This is a genomic window from Leclercia sp. GLN_9 (assembly GCF_043105735.1).
Lineage (GTDB): Bacteria > Pseudomonadota > Gammaproteobacteria > Enterobacterales > Enterobacteriaceae > Enterobacter > Enterobacter adecarboxylatus.
This window is the reverse complement of record NZ_JBICLV010000032.1, coordinates 25125-41144: the sequence shown is the minus strand read 5'-3', so window position 1 is coordinate 41144 and position 16020 is coordinate 25125. Positions and strand designations below refer to the sequence as shown.

General features: G+C 56.9%; 16 protein-coding genes and 1 other RNA gene. 10 read left to right on the top strand and 7 right to left on the bottom strand.

Translation table 11 applies throughout. The annotated features are described in order from the left end of the window. Positions 1–316: 316 nt before the first annotated feature. Both ACF8PE_RS19335 and ACF8PE_RS19330 read right to left on the bottom strand, forming a co-directional pair. On the bottom strand, positions 317–3121 hold the full coding sequence (locus tag ACF8PE_RS19335; RefSeq protein WP_392495186.1) for an Ig-like domain-containing protein: 2805 nt from the start codon (positions 3119–3121) through the stop codon (positions 317–319). 858 nt (positions 3122–3979) lie between these two features. Next, positions 3980–4540, bottom strand: a complete 561-nt coding sequence (locus tag ACF8PE_RS19330) for a YceI family protein (RefSeq protein ID WP_032613344.1) — start codon at positions 4538–4540, stop codon at positions 3980–3982. A 302-nt stretch (positions 4541–4842) separates the two neighbouring features. Here ACF8PE_RS19330 and nanR point away from each other — a divergent pair, with 302 nt between their 5' ends. The 6 genes from nanR to nanQ all read left to right on the top strand — a co-directional run bounded on the left by nanR (position 4843) and on the right by nanQ (position 10281). Then, entirely contained in the window at positions 4843–5628 is a 786-nt protein-coding gene (nanR, locus tag ACF8PE_RS19325) for a transcriptional regulator NanR (RefSeq protein WP_077227853.1), read from the top strand. A gap of 126 nt (positions 5629–5754) precedes the next feature. Then, positions 5755–6654 carry an N-acetylneuraminate lyase gene (gene nanA, locus ACF8PE_RS19320; protein WP_392495185.1) on the top strand — a complete coding sequence of 300 codons (900 nt, stop codon included), beginning with the start codon at positions 5755–5757 and terminating at the stop codon, positions 6652–6654. Positions 6655–6742: 88 nt separating this feature from the next. Next, positions 6743–8233 (top strand): MFS transporter, encoded by a 1491-nt coding sequence (locus tag ACF8PE_RS19315; protein ID WP_077227855.1) that lies wholly within the window; start codon positions 6743–6745, stop codon positions 8231–8233. A gap of 25 nt (positions 8234–8258) precedes the next feature. After that, positions 8259–8948 carry an N-acetylmannosamine-6-phosphate 2-epimerase gene (locus ACF8PE_RS19310; RefSeq protein ID WP_032613335.1) on the top strand — a complete coding sequence of 230 codons (690 nt, stop codon included), beginning with the start codon at positions 8259–8261 and terminating at the stop codon, positions 8946–8948. Then, positions 8945–9820 carry an N-acetylmannosamine kinase gene (locus ACF8PE_RS19305; RefSeq protein WP_077227856.1) on the top strand — a complete coding sequence of 292 codons (876 nt, stop codon included), beginning with the start codon at positions 8945–8947 and terminating at the stop codon, positions 9818–9820. The genes ACF8PE_RS19310 and ACF8PE_RS19305 overlap by 4 nt, the downstream gene beginning before the upstream one ends. Beyond that, the gene (nanQ, locus tag ACF8PE_RS19300; protein WP_392495184.1) at positions 9817–10281 is read left to right on the top strand and encodes an N-acetylneuraminate anomerase; all 465 of its coding nucleotides are present in this window, start codon (positions 9817–9819) and stop codon (positions 10279–10281) included. The genes ACF8PE_RS19305 and nanQ overlap by 4 nt, the downstream gene beginning before the upstream one ends. 43 nt (positions 10282–10324) lie before the next feature. Here nanQ and ACF8PE_RS19295 read toward each other — a convergent pair whose 3' ends face one another. Both ACF8PE_RS19295 and ACF8PE_RS19290 read right to left on the bottom strand, forming a co-directional pair. Then, complete coding sequence (locus tag ACF8PE_RS19295) at positions 10325–11179, bottom strand: PA4780 family RIO1-like protein kinase (protein WP_392495183.1); 855 nt, start codon at positions 11177–11179, stop codon at positions 10325–10327. A 70-nt stretch (positions 11180–11249) separates the two neighbouring features. After that, complete coding sequence (locus ACF8PE_RS19290; RefSeq protein ID WP_392495182.1) at positions 11250–12152, bottom strand: LysR family transcriptional regulator; 903 nt, start codon at positions 12150–12152, stop codon at positions 11250–11252. 108 nt (positions 12153–12260) lie between these two features. Here ACF8PE_RS19290 and ACF8PE_RS19285 point away from each other — a divergent pair, with 108 nt between their 5' ends. Together ACF8PE_RS19285 and ACF8PE_RS19280 are read left to right on the top strand one after the other, a co-directional pair. Next, on the top strand, positions 12261–13262 hold the full coding sequence (locus tag ACF8PE_RS19285) for a zinc-binding alcohol dehydrogenase family protein (protein ID WP_150872108.1): 1002 nt from the start codon (positions 12261–12263) through the stop codon (positions 13260–13262). A 16-nt stretch (positions 13263–13278) separates the two neighbouring features. Further along, entirely contained in the window at positions 13279–13569 is a 291-nt protein-coding gene (locus tag ACF8PE_RS19280) for a putative quinol monooxygenase (protein ID WP_392495189.1), read from the top strand. Between the two features lie 113 nt (positions 13570–13682). On the opposite strand, the gene ssrA is transcribed toward ACF8PE_RS19280, so the two are convergent. Together ssrA and smpB are read right to left on the bottom strand one after the other, a co-directional pair. Beyond that, positions 13683–14046, bottom strand: a transfer-messenger RNA (tmRNA) gene (gene ssrA, locus ACF8PE_RS19275). A 90-nt stretch (positions 14047–14136) separates the two neighbouring features. Beyond that, a complete protein-coding gene (gene smpB / locus ACF8PE_RS19270) occupies positions 14137–14619 on the bottom strand; it encodes an SsrA-binding protein SmpB (protein WP_014071418.1) in 483 nt (160 codons plus the stop codon). A gap of 156 nt (positions 14620–14775) precedes the next feature. Here smpB and ACF8PE_RS19265 point away from each other — a divergent pair, with 156 nt between their 5' ends. Continuing rightward, positions 14776–15213: a type II toxin-antitoxin system RatA family toxin gene (locus tag ACF8PE_RS19265; RefSeq protein ID WP_032613279.1), complete on the top strand. Its 438-nt coding sequence runs from the start codon at positions 14776–14778 to the stop codon at positions 15211–15213. Continuing rightward, a complete protein-coding gene (locus tag ACF8PE_RS19260) occupies positions 15203–15490 on the top strand; it encodes an RnfH family protein (protein ID WP_032613278.1) in 288 nt (95 codons plus the stop codon). The genes ACF8PE_RS19265 and ACF8PE_RS19260 overlap by 11 nt, the downstream gene beginning before the upstream one ends. Before the next feature lie 96 nt (positions 15491–15586). On the opposite strand, the gene bamE is transcribed toward ACF8PE_RS19260, so the two are convergent. Beyond that, positions 15587–15928 (bottom strand): outer membrane protein assembly factor BamE, encoded by a 342-nt coding sequence (gene bamE / locus ACF8PE_RS19255; RefSeq protein ID WP_032613277.1) that lies wholly within the window; start codon positions 15926–15928, stop codon positions 15587–15589. Positions 15929–16020: the final 92 nt, after the last annotated feature.

Genomic DNA, 16020 nt, shown 5'->3' with positions numbered 1-16020 from the left:
TATCTGGATGTGTAAAACAGGCGAATTTATATTTTAGTGTGGCTGTGTAAAGAATTAAGCTGGAGTAAATAAGGCAGTGAATAAGATATATCAGGCGCGTATTTTAATATCCATATACAGGAGTTGCATTAATAAATAGTGTTGCCACTTAGAGCATGGTTTAAGTTAAGGCAACCAGGGTATTTAGTAGTAATAATATTATGCTAGTTAGATCACAATATTTATGACATTAAGAGTGGGGTTATTATCGGAGGGCAAAATATATTTCGGTTTTTAAAGCCGGGAAAGGCGTTGCCGCCCTCCCGGCGCGTACAGGCTAACCGGTAATAATGTGGTTCTGGTTGACCAGCTCTTCGTAGGTGGTCTGGACCTCATCCAGGGTCACCAGCGTCGCGGGGGTATAGCTGGAGCCAGCCCCGTCCCGGTCAAGGCTAATCACCGTGTTGCCATCACTGTTGCTGACCTGAATGTAACCCCCCAGAGTGGCGCGATCGCCATTCCAGCCGATCAACAGCTCGCTGATGTCGATTTTGTCTCCTGCCGCCAGCGAGAAGTGGCTGACGTGGTCGTCACCGGTGTCGTTGAGCACGTTATAGATCAAGTTTTCGCCCGCGGTGCTGGCGCTCAGGATGCTGACCACCGGCTCGTCGGCCTGGGCGAATGCCGTGGTGGCCACCGTCGCGGTCGGCGGGTTCGGGGCCGCCGGATCGACGTTAATGGCCCAGATCTCGGACATCACGCTGTGATTACCGCGGCGGTCAACGGCATCGGCGGTCAGGGAGTGCGCCCCGTCCGTCAGACTTGCCGGGACCTGGAACGACCAGTGGCCTGTCGTATCGACCTCCGTCATCCCGATCTGAATATTCTCACTGTAGATAAAGACTTTGGTGCCCAGCTCCCCCGTCCCGGCGATCTGCGGGGTGCGGTCGTCGGTTATTGTCCCGCTCGCAATGGTGCCGAGAAGGGTAGGAACGTCATCCACCACATCGGTAATAATTGGCGTGGCCGGAGGCGTGGTGTCGTCGGCTTCTACCGTACTGGGCTGGCTGGTGTTATTCGCCTCATCGGTGGCGGTAAGACTCAGGATCTCACCGTTGAGCCTGGCGGGTGTCAGAGCAAAGGTGAAGCTGCCTGATTCGCCAGCCACCACTTCACCCAGCTTCGTTGTGCCTTCCATAATGACCACCGTACTGCCCGCTTCCGCGGTGCCGGTGAGCGTCAGGCCATCCGCGGAGATATCCAGATCTGCAGGCGGTTGTGGCGGGGTGGAGTCAGCGGCAGTGGCCTGCCCCGGAGGACTCTGGTTCTGGGCGGTATCGAACGCGTACACCGTCAGCACTTCACCGTTAAGCTGGCTCGGGGAGACAGGGACAGTGAACTTACCGTCAAGCCCGACTTCACCGGAGCCTAACTCCGTTCCCCCGGCATCACGCACCGAAATACGGGCGCCCACTTCGGCTTCACCGCTTATGCTGTCTCCCGTCGCGGCCACCACCAGGGCGGTCGGTGCCGCTGGGGCGGTAATGTCCGGGACAACCAGGTCTGCCGCCGGGCCTTCGTTACCGGCTCTGTCGGTGGCAATGGCGCTCAGCGTCTCGCCGTTGAGCTGAGGCGGGGTCAGGGTAACGGAAAAGGCCCCGTTGGCATCGGCTATCGCCGTGCCCAGAGCGGTGCCCACATCGTCAGTGATCGTGACCGTCGCGTTGGCTTCTGCGGTGCCGGTGAGGATTGTCCCGGCGGCGTTAATCGCCAGACCGGTGGGGGCAGGCGGCGGCGTACGGTCAATGGTAAATTCAAAGGGGGCGGAGACGGGGCTCAGGTTGCCCGCTTCATCGGTTTCCGTCAGGGTGATGCTGTGCAGTCCATCCTCCATGGCGACAGGCGGGGTGTAACTCCAGGCCCCGTTGGCGGCAACCTCCACTTCCGCCACCAGCAGGCCATTGTCATAGATGGCAATGATGCTGCCCGGATCGCCCGAGCCACCCAGTTCGGGCTGGTTATCATCGGTAAAGCCACCGTTAGTCAGCAGGCCCTGTAGGGTGCCCTCGTCGTCGGTCACTTCCAGTACTGGCGCATTTGGCGCAACGGTATCGATGGTGAGGTTGAACACCGCTGATTCCGGGCTGACATTGCCCGCAGCGTCGGTGGAGGCCGCGGTAAACTGGTGGAAGCCGTCTGCAAGATTGTTGGCGGGGGTGAAGGTCCAGCTGCCGTCGCTGTTCACCACCGTGGAGCCGATGGATTTACCGTTATCGTAAATCGTGAGGGTGGTTCCGGCCTCGCCGCTGCCGCTAAAGACCGGACGGGGATCGTCGGTGGTCTGATCGCTGTTGAGCGAACCGGTCAGGCTGCCGACCGCATCATCCGCAAGGATAATCATCGGCTCTTCCGGTGGGGTCGTATCCGCGGCGGTGATGCTGGTGGAGGGGCTGACGTTACCGGAACCGTCGGTGGCGATAACTGTCAGGGTCTCGCCGTTGGTGTAGGGCGTGCCCAGCTCGACGCTAAATTCGCCGTTGCCGTTGGTTTTCGCTTTGCCCACTACGTTACCGCTGGTATCGGTCACGGTGACCGTACTGTTGGCCTCGGCACTGCCGAGTAGCTGGGTATTTCCATTCGCGAAATGCAGGTTAGTGGGCGCGGTTGGCGGTGTAGTATCCTGGGGCACCGGGCCTGGATCGATACGATCGTCACTCCCGCCGCCGCCTCCACCGCCGCCACCGCCCGCCGCCAGTGCAATACCGCCTGCCGCTGCCACGCCGCCCAGCACCCACGGCCAGATTGGGGTATCGCCGGACGAGTTATTGACGTTGCCCGCAATCAGGGCATCGGTGGAGGGGATCGACTGATAACGCTCCACCGCGAGCGGATCGTTAATCCACCACAGGGCACCGTTTTCATCCAGCACCAGCTGGTGGTTGTTGACGAAGTAGTTTTTCAGCGTCACGGTTTCGCCGTTGGTCATTCTGACGAGCAGATCGCTGTTGCTGCGGGAATAGCTGGCGATATCACCTCTGCCGGCCTGAAGCTTCACCACGGAATCTTCGCCCAGTATGATCTGGTTTCCTTCTGCTACCGTTTGTTGATGCGTCAGTCTGGAGATGACAGTGAATTTACTCATGTGTATTACTCCCAACAGAGTGAAAGAAATGCTGTGTGTTTAAATTCATTTGTTCTCAGCAGATTTTAAGCGTCCCAAAGGAGACACTATTTGTTAGAAAGAGTGACCTGCTGTAATAGTTTTAAAGCGACTTATGCCCATCCGTATGCCCGGAAGCGGCATTGCGCTAAAGCTCAATCTGAATCAGCTAAACGTTGCGGTAAGGCCAGGTGTGAATTTGGTCATCCCTGTTATTAATATTGCGATCGTCTCATTATTGCTTAAAAATGATATAGCCAGAAAGCACTAAAAGCGCAAATGACGAAGCGGCGAAATGAATTATAAGCGAGATAGCGCTTTTTGTAGGGTGATAAAAAAGAGAGTGGCAGCAGGTGGTCTTTCGAAAAGCCTTGCGGCGCGTGGGTTTGCGTTACCTGGTGGCTTTGTTTTCAGGAAGAGTTAAGGCTGTGGAAATGGAGACCGATCACACTTTATCGTAATAAAAAAGCCATAACATAATATTTATTTTCTGCGCATCATCATAGCCGAAAATTTATTTTTATCGGGTTTGCAATTTTGGCGGAACGGGTAATTAGACGGATTGCTGCGGATAGTAATAATACAAAGGTATGATTTTTTAATTTTATCATCGGGCCGTTGGTAAATATCTCTACGACATTCGTATTATTTTCTCCGGCGTTGTTATTTCCGCTGGCGCAGTATAGAACACCCCGCGGAACTCTTCGGGGCAATAATTGATAAATATTATCGAATAAAATCGTCTTTTACGCCTTTATCTGTTGGGTATTCCCGCTGAAGCGAACCGCAGTCACCGTCATGCGTCAACTGACGCCCCTGTGCGTAGTCTTCCTGGCGCTGTTACAGGGCGGTGGCGGGTTTTGCCTGGATATCGATAGCTATGGCGATGCGATCGTCCACCACCAGCGCAAAACGATCCATCTTATAGGCCGATCGTGAGATCGCGGTAGTGGCATGCAGGGCGATCGTCTCTCCCGACAGGCGATCGAGCCGGGCGTCGAGGATCACCGGACGGTTGAGATCCCGTACGGTAAGGGTGCCAAAGGCGCGGTAGTGATCCGGGCCGAGCTTCACCACCCGGGTGCTGGAGAAGGTGATGGTCGGGTAGCGGGCGGCATCAAAAAACATGTCGCTTTTCAGCTGCCAGGTGAGCAGGTTGTTGGAGGCCTGTAACGTCGCCACCGGGACGGTGACATTGATGTGGTCGTCAAATTCATTCTCCGGGTTCAGGATGACTTTACCCGTCACGCCCTTCAGATGCGCCCACGATGGAATGCCGCCAAAGGCGCGCCACGACAGTTTGATGGTGGTTCTCTCGGTGTCGATGGTATGAGCAATTGACGCCGCCTGTAGCGACGGGCAGGTGAGCGTGACCACCAGCAGAAGAAACAGGCGCAGCATAAGGTCTCCCTTTCAAAAAGCGCAGGTTTATTCGGGGTGTGGCCCTGCGTGAGATAAGCGTAGAAAGGCGTGAGGGCATCGGCAAGGGGATTCAGGGCATTGTTATTCCTGCATTTGCGGTGAGGTCACAGTTTTAGAAAGTTTTCCGGGGCGAGGGCGCCAGGCCCCCCGCTGCATGGCCGGGTAGCCTGATGCCTTACCCGGCCTTTATCCCCGGTACCCGGAACGCGCATACCACCTGGCAGTAAGGCCTGTGTTATGATAAAGAACTTCTTAACTCAACTTCTTACGATGTAACGTCTATGACAATCTCCAGCGAAAAACAGGCAGAAAACTCCCCGGAAACCATTGGGCGTGCATTACGCCGTCGCCCGCTGGCGCGCAAAAAATTGTCAGAGATGGTGGAAGAAGAGCTGGAGCAGATGATCCGTCGTCGCGAGTTCGCCGAAGGGGAGCAGCTCCCTTCTGAACGTGAGCTGATGGCATTTTTTAACGTCGGTCGGCCTTCGGTTCGTGAAGCACTGGCGGCGTTAAAACGCAAAGGACTGGTGCAGATCCAGAACGGCGAGCGCGCCCGCATTTCTCGGCCGTCTGCGGATACCATCATCAACGAGCTGTCCGGTATGGCGAAAGATTTTCTTGCCCATCCGGGCGGGATTGCCCACTTCGAGCAGCTGCGCCTGTTCTTTGAATCCAGCCTGGTGCGCCATGCCGCCCAACATGCCAGCGAGGCGCAGATTGGCCTGCTGGAAAAAGCGCTGGAGTTGAACAGCCAGTCGCTGGATGACAACGCGCTCTTTATCCGCTCTGACGTTGAGTTTCACCGCGTGCTGGCGGAGATCCCCAACAACCCTATCTTTATGGCGATCCACGTTGCCTTGATCGACTGGCTGATCGCCGCCCGCCCCACAGTGCCAGAACAGGCGCTGCACGAGCACAATAACACCAGTTATCAACAGCATATCGCCATCTTCAAGGCGATCCGCAGCCGGGATGCCGATGCGGCTGAACAGGCCTTACAGGCGCACCTCACCAGCGTTTTCGCCACCTGGCACGCCTTCGAGCAGAGCAAAAAGCGCCGCAAGTAGTCCCGCGATCATTTAGTGAACTGGATCGCGTTCTGCGTATTTTGACGCCGTTTTTTTTCATCTTGCTGGTATAACAGGTATAAAGGTCTACAGTCATAACATCATCATCACATACACGAGGTTTATATGTCAGTTACGCTGAAAGGGGTCATGCCCGCTCTTCTTACGCCGTTTAATCACCAGCAGCAGCTGGATACCCAAAGCCTGCGCAAGCTGGTGCAGTTCAATATCGCGCAGGGCGTGGACGGCCTGTACGTCGGCGGCTCCACCGGCGAAGCCTTTGTGCAGAGCAGCGCTGAACGTCAGGAAGTGCTTGAAATTGTTGCCGAAGAGGCGAAAGGGAAAGTGACCCTGATTGCTCACGTGGGCACCGTGAGCACCCATGAAAGCCAGCAGTTAGCCCAGGCCGCCAGCCGTTTTGGTTATGACGCCGTCTCTGCCGTGACGCCGTTCTACTACCCGTTCAGCTTTGAGGAACACTGCGACCACTACCGCGGGATCATTGATTCGGCCGAAGGGCTGCCGATGGTGGTGTACAACATTCCGGCCCTCAGCGGGGTGAAGCTCTCTCTGGATCAGATCAACACCCTGGTGACCCTGCCGGGCGTGGGTGCCCTGAAACAGACCTACGGCGATCTTTTCCAGATGGAGCAGATCCGCCGGGCGCACCCGGATCTGGTGCTGTATAACGGATACGATGAGATCTTTGCGTCTGGCCTGCTGGCAGGGGCGGATGGCGGGATCGGCAGCACCTATAACATCATGGGCTGGCGTTATCAGGGGATCGTCAATGCCCTGAAAGCCGGCGATATCGCCACCGCCCAGGCGCTGCAGACCAAATGTAATGAGGTTATCGATCTGCTGATCAAGGTCGGTGTTTTCCGTGGCCTGAAAACGGTACTGCACTATATGGACGTGATTGAGGTTCCGCTGTGCCGTAAGCCGTTTGCGCCAGTGGATGAAAAATATCTGCCAGAACTGCGGGCGTTAGCGCACCAACTCCAGCAAGAAAAAGAACAAGGCTAAGACCACGTCTGATGCCGGGCATATCCGGCATCACTGAAGCTGTATCCTACAAAAACAGCGTATGGGTTTACCCATTGCGGAGACTGACATGAATACAATGACACAAAATGTCCCGTGGTATCGTTGCCTGAGCCGACAACAGTGGCGTGCGTTTTCCGCGGCCTGGGTTGGCTATGTTCTTGATGGTTTTGATTTTGTTCTGATAGCCCTCGTCTTAACCGACATAAAAACCGAATTCGGCCTGACCACCCTGCATGCTGCGAGCCTGATCTCCGCCGCCTTTATCTCCCGCTGGTTCGGCGGGCTGATGCTGGGCGCGATGGGCGATCGCTACGGTCGCCGCCTGGCGATGGTGAGCAGTATTGTTCTCTTTTCCGTGGGCACCCTGGCGTGCGGTCTGGCCCAGGGGTACACCACCATGTTCATCGCCCGGCTGGTGATCGGGATGGGGATGGCGGGGGAGTACGGCTCCAGCGCGACCTACGTTATTGAAAGCTGGCCAAAACACCTGCGCAATAAAGCCAGCGGCTTTTTGATTTCTGGCTTCTCCGTCGGCGCGGTGGTGGCGGCCCAGGTCTACAGCCTGGTGGTGCCGGAGTGGGGCTGGCGGGCGCTGTTCTTCATCGGCATTCTGCCGATTATCTTTGCCCTGTGGCTGAGAAAAAATATCCCCGAAGCGGAAGACTGGAAAGAGAAACAGCAGAGTAAAACCCCGGTCAAAACCATGGTGGATATTCTCTATCGCGGCGAACATCGCTTCATCAATACTGCCATGACGCTGGTGGCGTCCGTCTCGCTGTGGTTCTGCTTCGCAGGCCAGCTGGAGAGCGCCGCCATTATTGCCGTGCTCGGCCTGCTGTGCGCGGGGATCTTTATCAGCTTTATGGTGCAGAGCAGCGGCAAACGCTGGCCAACCGGCGTCACCCTGATGGTGGTGGTGCTGTTTGCTTTCCTCTACTCCTGGCCTATCCAGGCTCTGTTACCCACCTATCTGAAAACGGATCTGGCTTACGATCCGGCCACCGTCGCGCAGGTGCTGTTCTTCAGTGGCTTTGGTGCCGCCGCCGGATGCTGTGCGGGGGGCTTCCTCGGCGACTGGCTAGGCACACGTAAAGCTTATGTCTGTAGCCTGCTGGCATCCCAACTGCTGATCGTTCCGGTGTTCACCATCGGCGGCAGCAGCGTCTGGGTGCTGGGCCTGCTGCTCTTCTTCCAGCAGATGCTTGGCCAGGGGATCTCCGGCATCCTGCCTAAACTGATCGGAGGCTACTTCGATACCGAACAGCGTGCGGCCGGGCTTGGATTTACCTATAACGTCGGCGCACTGGGTGGGGCCCTGGCACCGGTGCTGGGCGCGTTTATCGCCCAGCGTCTGGATCTGGGCACCGCGCTCTGTTCGCTCTCGTTTGGCCTGACCTTTGTCGTCATCCTGCTGATTGGTTTTGATATGCCGTCCCGCGTTCAGCGCTGGCTTCACCCGGAAGCACTGCGTACCCATGACGCCATCGACGGTAAACCCTTTAGCGGCGCCCTGATTGCCCGGGAAAGGGCCAGCCACTTTGTCAAAAACAAAGGCTGAAGCTGAATTTATTAATGGAGGTGTTATGTCATTTCTTGACGAGTTGGATGCAAAAGTAAAAGCCCAGGGCGGACTGATTGTCTCCTGTCAGCCGGTGCCGGGCAGCCCGCTGGATAAACCGGATATCATCGCGGCGATGGCGTTGGCCGCCGAGCAGGCGGGTGCCGTGGCGCTGCGCATCGAAGGTATTGAGAACGTGCGAGCCGTCAGCGCCCTGGTGAGCGTACCGATTATCGGTATTGTGAAACGCGATCTGCCCGATTCCCCGGTGCGCATTACCCCCTGGCTGGAGGATGTGGATGCCCTGGCCGGGGCGGGGGCCAGTATCATCGCCTTTGACGGCACCCGACGGCCTCGCCCGGTCTCCGTTGATGCGTTGCTGGCGCGGATCCAGCACCACCAACTGATCGCGATGGCCGACTGCGCTTCGCAGGAAGAGGGGCTGTACTGCCACCAGCAGGGGACGCAGCTGATTGGCACCACGCTGTCGGGCTATACCACCGACGAGACCCCCACCGAACCGGACCTGGCGCTGGTGGCCTCATTGAGTCAGGCCGGTTGCCGGGTAGTGGCCGAGGGGCGCTATAACGCGCCGGAGCTGGCAGCGCAGGCCATAAAACATGGGGCATGGACCGTCACGGTCGGATCGGCGATCACCCGGCTGGAGCATATCTGCCAGTGGTATCGGGATGCATTACAGAGAGCGGCAAAATGATCACCCTGGCGATGGATATCGGCGGGACCAAGCTCGCCGCGGCGCTGGTGGATAGCGCTTTACAGATTATCGCGCGCCGGGAGATCCCGACGCCCGCCAGCCAGACGCCGGATGCGCTGGAGGCTGCGCTGCGCGACCTGGTGACGCCGCTCTGGCCGCAGGCGCAGCAATTTGCTATCGCCTCGACCGGGATTATTCAGCATGGCGTATTAACGTCGATTAACCCTTCTAACCTCGGCGGGCTTTCACACTTTCCGCTGGTGGACGTGTTAACCACCCTTACCGGGCTGCCTGGCGTGGCTTTGAACGACGCCCAGGCCGCGGCGCTGGCCGAGTACCAGCAGATGCCACCCGCCATCCGCGACATGGTGTTTATTACCGTCTCGACCGGCGTGGGGGGAGGCGTGATCCAGAGCGGCAGGCTGGTGACCGGCTCCGGCGGATTAACCGGCCACTGTGGTCACACGCTTGCCGACCCGAACGGCCCGCGCTGCGGCTGCGGGCGCGTCGGCTGCGTGGAGGCGATAGCCTCGGGGCGGGGGATCGCCGCAGCGGCAGAAGGGGATCTGGCCGGGCTGGATGCAAAAGCCATCTTCGCGCACGCCGCCCGGGGGCATGAACAGGCGGTAGCGCTTGTCGAGCGTTCCGCCAGAACGCTGGCGCGGCTCATTGCAGATCTGAAAGCCCTGACCGACTGCCAGCGGGTGGTGATCGGCGGCAGCATCGGGCTGGCCGACGGCTATCTACCGCGGGTGCAATCCTACCTGGCGCAGGAACCTTCTGCGTACCAGACCGAACTCTCTTCCGCCCGCCATCAGGGCAACGCCGGGCTGCTTGGCGCGGCATTATGGGCACAAGGAAATTTGTCATGATTGTGGGTGATATTAACCAGTTTCAGGCGGCAGGCTTGCCGGCGGCGTTTTGTCAGGCGGTGGATCAGGCGCTAAGCGCCGGGATCGCCAGCCTCGCACCGGGAAGTTATCCCCTGCAAGGGGAAACGGTTTTTGTGAACGTGATGCAGTTTGCGACGCAGCGCCCCGAGGAAAAACGCGCGGAGCTGCACCGTAACTACATTGATATTCAGATCCTGCTGGAGGGGGAAGAGCGGATTTACTACGGCCTGGCGGGAAGCGCCCGGGCCTGTGATGCGTGGCACGAGCAGGAGGATTATCAGCTCTGTCAGCAGACAGAAAACGAACAGGCCCTGACGTTAAAACCGGGTATGTTTGCCGTCTTTATGCCGGGGGAGCCGCATAAACCCGGCTGCCCGGTCACCCAGCCGGGGATGATCAGGAAAGCGGTCATTAAGGTACATCGCAGCCTGCTGGGTTAAGAGCTAATAACAACGCCCGCATTATGTGCGGGCTTGCTGGCTGTTAATCGTCTTCACGCTCTTTAACCGCACGCTGGCGTGCGTAATACTCATCTTCCGCAGAAATGATCTCATCCAGCAGGGAATCCATATCCACGTCATGCGTCTCTTCGACAAACAGCCCGGTGAGCGGCGTTTCCGGGGTTAATTTACCGTCTTCATAGAGCATCCAGATCTCTTTCGCATAGCGTGTTTTCAGCAGCTGCGGGGCGAACTGACCATAATACTCGGTGATGTTATTTATATCACGCTCAAACATGGACTGGGCATGGTTGTTCGCAGCGGCGTCTACCGCCTGCGGCAGGTCGATGATAACCGGCCCCTGGGCATCCAGCAGCACGTTAAATTCTGACAGGTCGCCGTGGACAATACCGACACAGAGCATGCGCACAATATTGCGGATCATGGTGTCGAAGTCCGCCAGGGCCTGCTCTTCCGACAGGCTCACATCGCTCAGGCGTGGCGCAACGGCGCCATCAGCGTCCGTGACCAGTTCCATGAGCAGCACGCCGTCCAGACACATATAGGGCTGAGGCACGCGCACGCCCGCATTCGCCAGGCGGAATAACGCATCCACCTCTGCGGTATGCCAGACCTCTTCCTGTTGCTTACGGCCAAATCGGGAGCCTTTTTGCATGGCGCGGGCATCGCGCGTATTACGCACCTTACGACCTTCCTGATACTGCACGGCCTGCTTAAAGCTACGCTGTGACGCTTCCTTGTACACTTTGGCACACTGAATGTGGTCCCCGCATAGCACGGTATAAACATCTGCCTCTTTGCCGCTTTTCAGGCGTTGAAGCACGTTGTCTATCAGGCCATCGTCGACCAGGGGCTGGAGTCTGTTTGGGATTTTCATGCGGCTTTTATAGCGCATTTTTGTCGCTTTTCGTACCAAAAACGCAGGCAGTTTTCTTCTTTAATGAAGATTACTGCGCCGTCTGACTTTCACAGCACGCTTTGACCGCCTCGTAGAGTAATCTGACGCCCGTCGAGAGCTGTTTGCGGTGCGGGCAGATCATATTCAGCGGCACGCTTTCGCCCTGATAGTCTTGCATTAACACCTGTAGCCGACCGGCACGAACATCTTCCGCAACATCCAGCCAGGATTTGTACGCCACGCCTGCCCCGGAGACCGCCAGGCGGCGGATCACTTCGGCGTCATCACTCATCATGCTGCCGCTGACGTTGACGCTGTGCATCTCGCCGTCGCGCAAAAACGTCCAGCGATCGTGAAGACGGCCGCGCAGAACAAAGGTGAGGGCGTTGACCCGGCTTAGCGCATCGGGATGCTGCAGGTCACCGTGGCGGGCAACCCACTCGGGTGAGGCCACCAGCACGCGGCGGTTGTCGGGGGCGACGGGGAGGGCAATATAGGAGGCATCTTCCGGCATGCCGTAGCGAAAGGCGATATCGACCGGATCCTTAAAGACATCGGCTACCTGATCGGAGAAGAAGATGCGCAGCCGTAATGCCGGGTAGCGTTCGTCAAAGGCCTGGAACACTGGCAGCAGCAAATTGCGGCCTAAATCCGACGGAACGGCAATCTGCAGGGTGCCGGAGATCTCCTCTTCCGGGGTCTGGATTTTCTGCATCCCGGCATACATCGCATCCAGCATCTGCCGCGCGTAGGGGAGCCAGGCTTCGCCTTCCGGGGTTAAGCGCAGGCTGCGGGTGGAACGCGCAAACAGCCGGATGGCCAGAGACGACTCCAGCCGTTTAATGGCGGCGCTGACCTGCGCCGGCTGGACGCCCGCTTCTCGTGCCGCATCGCTGAAGCTGCTCAGCGCGGCAACGCGAACGAACAGTATCAGATCCTCAAGCCGAACCATTTTCATCTCCCGAGTATAAGTCTTGTCTCCGCGAGGCTATTTTTCCCGTCACAGCTTCGCTTTACCATCACTTTATTGCGACACACTGGATAAAACGCCGGAGACATTATGAAAGCCATTGCCATTACCCGTTCAGCACCAGATAACATCGAGTTTTTGCACGAGATTGAGCTGCCGCAGCCAACGGCGACAGGGCACGATCTGCTGATTGAAGTGAAAGCCATCTCCGTCAACCCCGTGGACACCAAGATCCGCGCCGGGTTTACCGGGGAGACGCCGCGCGTTCTCGGCTGGGATGCGGTCGGCGTGGTTACCGCGGTGGGTGAAGCGGTAACACTTTTCGCGCCGGGGGATGAAGTCTGGTATGCCGGGGCGCTGGGACGAGCGGGCAGCAACAGTGAATATCAGCTGGTGGATGAGCGCATTGTGGCGCTTAAGCCAAAAACGCTGAATAACGCCGCAGCCGCCGCGATGCCGTTAACGGCGATCACCGCCTGGGAAATGTTGTTCGATCGCCTGGGTGTTCAGGAGCAGGGCAACGAAGGGGATACGCTGCTGATCGTGGGTGCTGCGGGCGGGGTGGGATCGATTCTGGTTCAACTGGCGCGTAAGCTGACGAAAATGACCGTTATTGGCACGGCATCGCGCCCGGAAAGCCAGCAGTGGGTGCGGGAGGCGGGGGCGCATTATGTCATCGACCACAGCAAGCCATTGTCGGAAGAGCTGGCCGCGCTAGGGATCAAAGAGGTGACCCACGTCGCCAGCCTGAACCACACCGCAGCGCACTATGCGGAGATTGTTAAGGCTCTCGCGCCGCAGGGCAAACTGGCGCTGATTGACGATCCCGAGACGCTGGATGCCCGTCCGCTGAAGGCGAAGAGCATCTCCCTGCACTGGGAGTTTATGTTCACCCGCTCAATGTTTGAAACCCGGGATATGATCGCCCAGCATCAGCTTCTGACCCGCGTTGCCGCGCTGATTGATGAGCAGGTGATCACCACCACGCTGGGTGAGCATTACGGGGCGATTACGGCAGAGAATGTGCAGAAAGCCCATGCGCAGATCGAAACCGGACGCGCGGTCGGGAAGATTGTGCTGGAGGGTTTCTGAGATGGGCGCTTCTGACATCATCTCTATCATTGCGGTGTTAAAGGCGAAACCCGGCAAGCGTGACGCGCTGAAGGTGGCCCTGCAGGCGCTGTTAATACCGACTCGCCAGGAGCCTGGCAACGTTGAGTATCAGCTGTTCCAGCTGCGCGACACACCGGACTGTTTTTACGTCCGGGAAGCCTGGCAAGGCCAGGAGGCGCTGGAGGCACACATCGCGCTGCCTCATTTTCAGGCCTTTATCCCGCAGATGGAGGCGTTACTGGCGGAGCCGTTGCGACTGGATTATTTGACGGCGGTAGAGCCGTAATCGTTTTGTCAGGATGGATGGACTGCGCAGGACGAATTGCAGATACAAAAAAGCCCGCATAGCGGGCTTTCAGGACTTCGTATCAGGCTCTGGTGACCATCTACAAAGAATTTTGGTGGAGCTGGCGGGAGTTGAACCCGCGTCCGAAATTTCTACATCCTCGGTACTACATGCTTAGTCAGTCTTTACATTCGCACGCCAGCTGCGGACAGACACGCCACTAACGAACTAGCCTGATTAGATTTAACACTTCAGCCCCAGGCAGGACATCCATGCGATCTCTTTTGGGTTTGACCTCTCTTTGATCCCCGTCTTAAGAGCGGAAGCTAGGGAGAGAGGGCTCTTAGCAGGTTATTAAGCTGCTAAAGCGTAGTTTTCGTCGTTTGCGACTATTTTTTTGCGGCTTTTTACGAGGCAAACCGCCCCTCGGCATGCACCTTGGGTTTCGCAAATCCCGTCGAATCCAGAATCAGCCCCAATAGTGTTACAGCAAGTATACCAGAACTCGTAGCCGGGATACCACCCCGGAACGCTAACTTATTGAATCGCTCAATAAGTGCGTTGAAATTAACGGCCTGCGTGCTTCATGATGCGCGCTTTATCGACCTGCCATTCACGGTCTTTCGCGTCGTTACGCTTGTCGTGCTGCTTCTTACCTTTTGCCACGCCGATTTTCACTTTGCACCACGCGTTCTTCCAGTACAGCGACAGGGCGAGCACGGTATAACCTTCGCGGTTGATGCGCCCGAACAGGGAATCCAGCTCACGCTTGTTCAACAGTAGCTTACGGGTGCGGGTAGGATCGCAAACGTAGTGTGAAGAGGCGACCGTCAGTGGCGTAAAGTTCGCGCCAAACAAAAAGGCTTCGCCGTCTTTGAAGATCACGTAGCTATCACCGATGTTGGCTTTACCCGCACGCAGCGATTTAACTTCCCAGCCCTGTAACGCCAGGCCAGCTTCGAATTCTTCTTCAATGAAATACTCGTGGCGGGCACGCTTGTTGAGCGCAATGGTTGCCGAGCCAGGTTTATGTGCTTTTTTCTTCGTCATAAGTGTCGTGAAGCCGTAGGTAATCTGATGTCAAAAAGTCACCTCATTGCGTCCTGTGAGGTCTAACGCGCTATATTAGCACGAGATGAGGCTCAGCGTTTTTTTAACAGGTGATAAATGTTATTATTTGTTGGTTGTTTGATCAGGAAAAATGTTATGCCTCAGATTAGTCGTACTGCGCTTGTCCCTTACAGTGTGGAACAGATGTACCAGTTAGTGAATGACGTTCAGTCATATCCGCAGTTTATCCCGGGATGTACCGGGAGCCGCGTGCTGGACTCAGGCCCGACGCAAATGACGGCGGCGGTGGATGTTTCCAAAGCCGGGATCAGCAAAACATTCACGACCCGCAACACGCTGACCGATAACCAGAGCATTCTGATGCATCTGGTGGATGGCCCCTTCAAAAAATTGATGGGCGGGTGGAAGTTCGTTCCGCTCAGTGCCGACGCCTGCCGGATCGAGTTTCATCTTGATTTCGAGTTTACCAACGCCCTGATTGAACTGGCGTTTGGCCGCGTGTTTAAAGAGCTGGCGGCAAATATGGTCCAGGCGTTCACGTTGCGCGCCAAAGAGGTCTACAGTGCCAGCTAACATCGTGGTGGAAGTGGCCTACGCGTTGCCAGAAAAACAGTATTTGCAACGCGTAACTCTGGAAGAGGGCGCCACCGTTGAAGAGGCGATCCGCGCCTCTGGCCTGCTGACGCTACGTAGCGATATCGATCTGGCGAAAAACAAAGTTGGAATTTATAGCCGTCCGGTCAAACTGGCCGATAACGTGAAGGATGGCGACCGGGTGGAGATCTATCGCCCACTGATTGCCGACCCGAAAGAGCTGCGTCGCCAGCGTGCGGAGAAGTCTGCTAAATAAGGTGGCTTTCACGGTTACACTGTTCTCACCGGGTTTACAGGCAGCGAGAGAAACAAAAAAGGTGCTCATTGAGCACCTTTTTGTATTTCTAAAACCTTACTCTTTGGTGAGCGCCGGTTTGTTATCGATGTTCGTCAGAACGCCGCTGCTGTTGAAGGTCAGCGTCAGGGTCTGCTGGGAAACGTCCTCATGGCCTGGCTTCTGGCGGAACACGTAGAACCAGGTATTGGTGCCAAACGGATCGGACATCATCGGCGTGCCCAGGGCATAGGCAACCTGCTGCTGCGTCATACCAACACGAATTTTAGACACATCGTTAGGAGCAAGATAGTTCCCCTGGTTGATGTCAGGACGGTAAACCACTTTTTCCAGAGTGGAGCAGCCTGCGGTCAACATCAGAAGAACCGCTGCGGCAGCGGTCAGCGTTTTACAGCGCATAGTGATTTGATTCCTTTTCCGGCCCGGGCAATACGCGACGGCTCATATGTAATATGCCGATGATAATAGACCTTTCACCACATTAAAACCTC

Bases quoted from the DNA above. Each gene is read 5' to 3' on its own strand.
- ACF8PE_RS19335 (WP_392495186.1), bottom strand. From the start codon at position 3,121: ATGAGTAAATTCACTGTCATCTCCAGACTGACGCATCAACAAACGGTA.
- ACF8PE_RS19330 (WP_032613344.1), bottom strand. From the start codon at position 4,540: ATGCTGCGCCTGTTTCTTCTGCTGGTGGTCACGCTCACCTGCCCGTCG.
- nanR (WP_077227853.1), top strand. From the start codon at position 4,843: ATGACAATCTCCAGCGAAAAACAGGCAGAAAACTCCCCGGAAACCATT.
- nanA (WP_392495185.1), top strand. From the start codon at position 5,755: ATGTCAGTTACGCTGAAAGGGGTCATGCCCGCTCTTCTTACGCCGTTT.
- ACF8PE_RS19315 (WP_077227855.1), top strand. From the start codon at position 6,743: ATGAATACAATGACACAAAATGTCCCGTGGTATCGTTGCCTGAGCCGA.
- ACF8PE_RS19310 (WP_032613335.1), top strand. From the start codon at position 8,259: ATGTCATTTCTTGACGAGTTGGATGCAAAAGTAAAAGCCCAGGGCGGA.
- ACF8PE_RS19305 (WP_077227856.1), top strand. From the start codon at position 8,945: ATGATCACCCTGGCGATGGATATCGGCGGGACCAAGCTCGCCGCGGCG.
- nanQ (WP_392495184.1), top strand. From the start codon at position 9,817: ATGATTGTGGGTGATATTAACCAGTTTCAGGCGGCAGGCTTGCCGGCG.
- ACF8PE_RS19295 (WP_392495183.1), bottom strand. From the start codon at position 11,179: ATGAAAATCCCAAACAGACTCCAGCCCCTGGTCGACGATGGCCTGATA.
- ACF8PE_RS19290 (WP_392495182.1), bottom strand. From the start codon at position 12,152: ATGGTTCGGCTTGAGGATCTGATACTGTTCGTTCGCGTTGCCGCGCTG.
- ACF8PE_RS19285 (WP_150872108.1), top strand. From the start codon at position 12,261: ATGAAAGCCATTGCCATTACCCGTTCAGCACCAGATAACATCGAGTTT.
- smpB (WP_014071418.1), bottom strand. From the start codon at position 14,619: ATGACGAAGAAAAAAGCACATAAACCTGGCTCGGCAACCATTGCGCTC.
- ACF8PE_RS19265 (WP_032613279.1), top strand. From the start codon at position 14,776: ATGCCTCAGATTAGTCGTACTGCGCTTGTCCCTTACAGTGTGGAACAG.
- bamE (WP_032613277.1), bottom strand. From the start codon at position 15,928: ATGCGCTGTAAAACGCTGACCGCTGCCGCAGCGGTTCTTCTGATGTTG.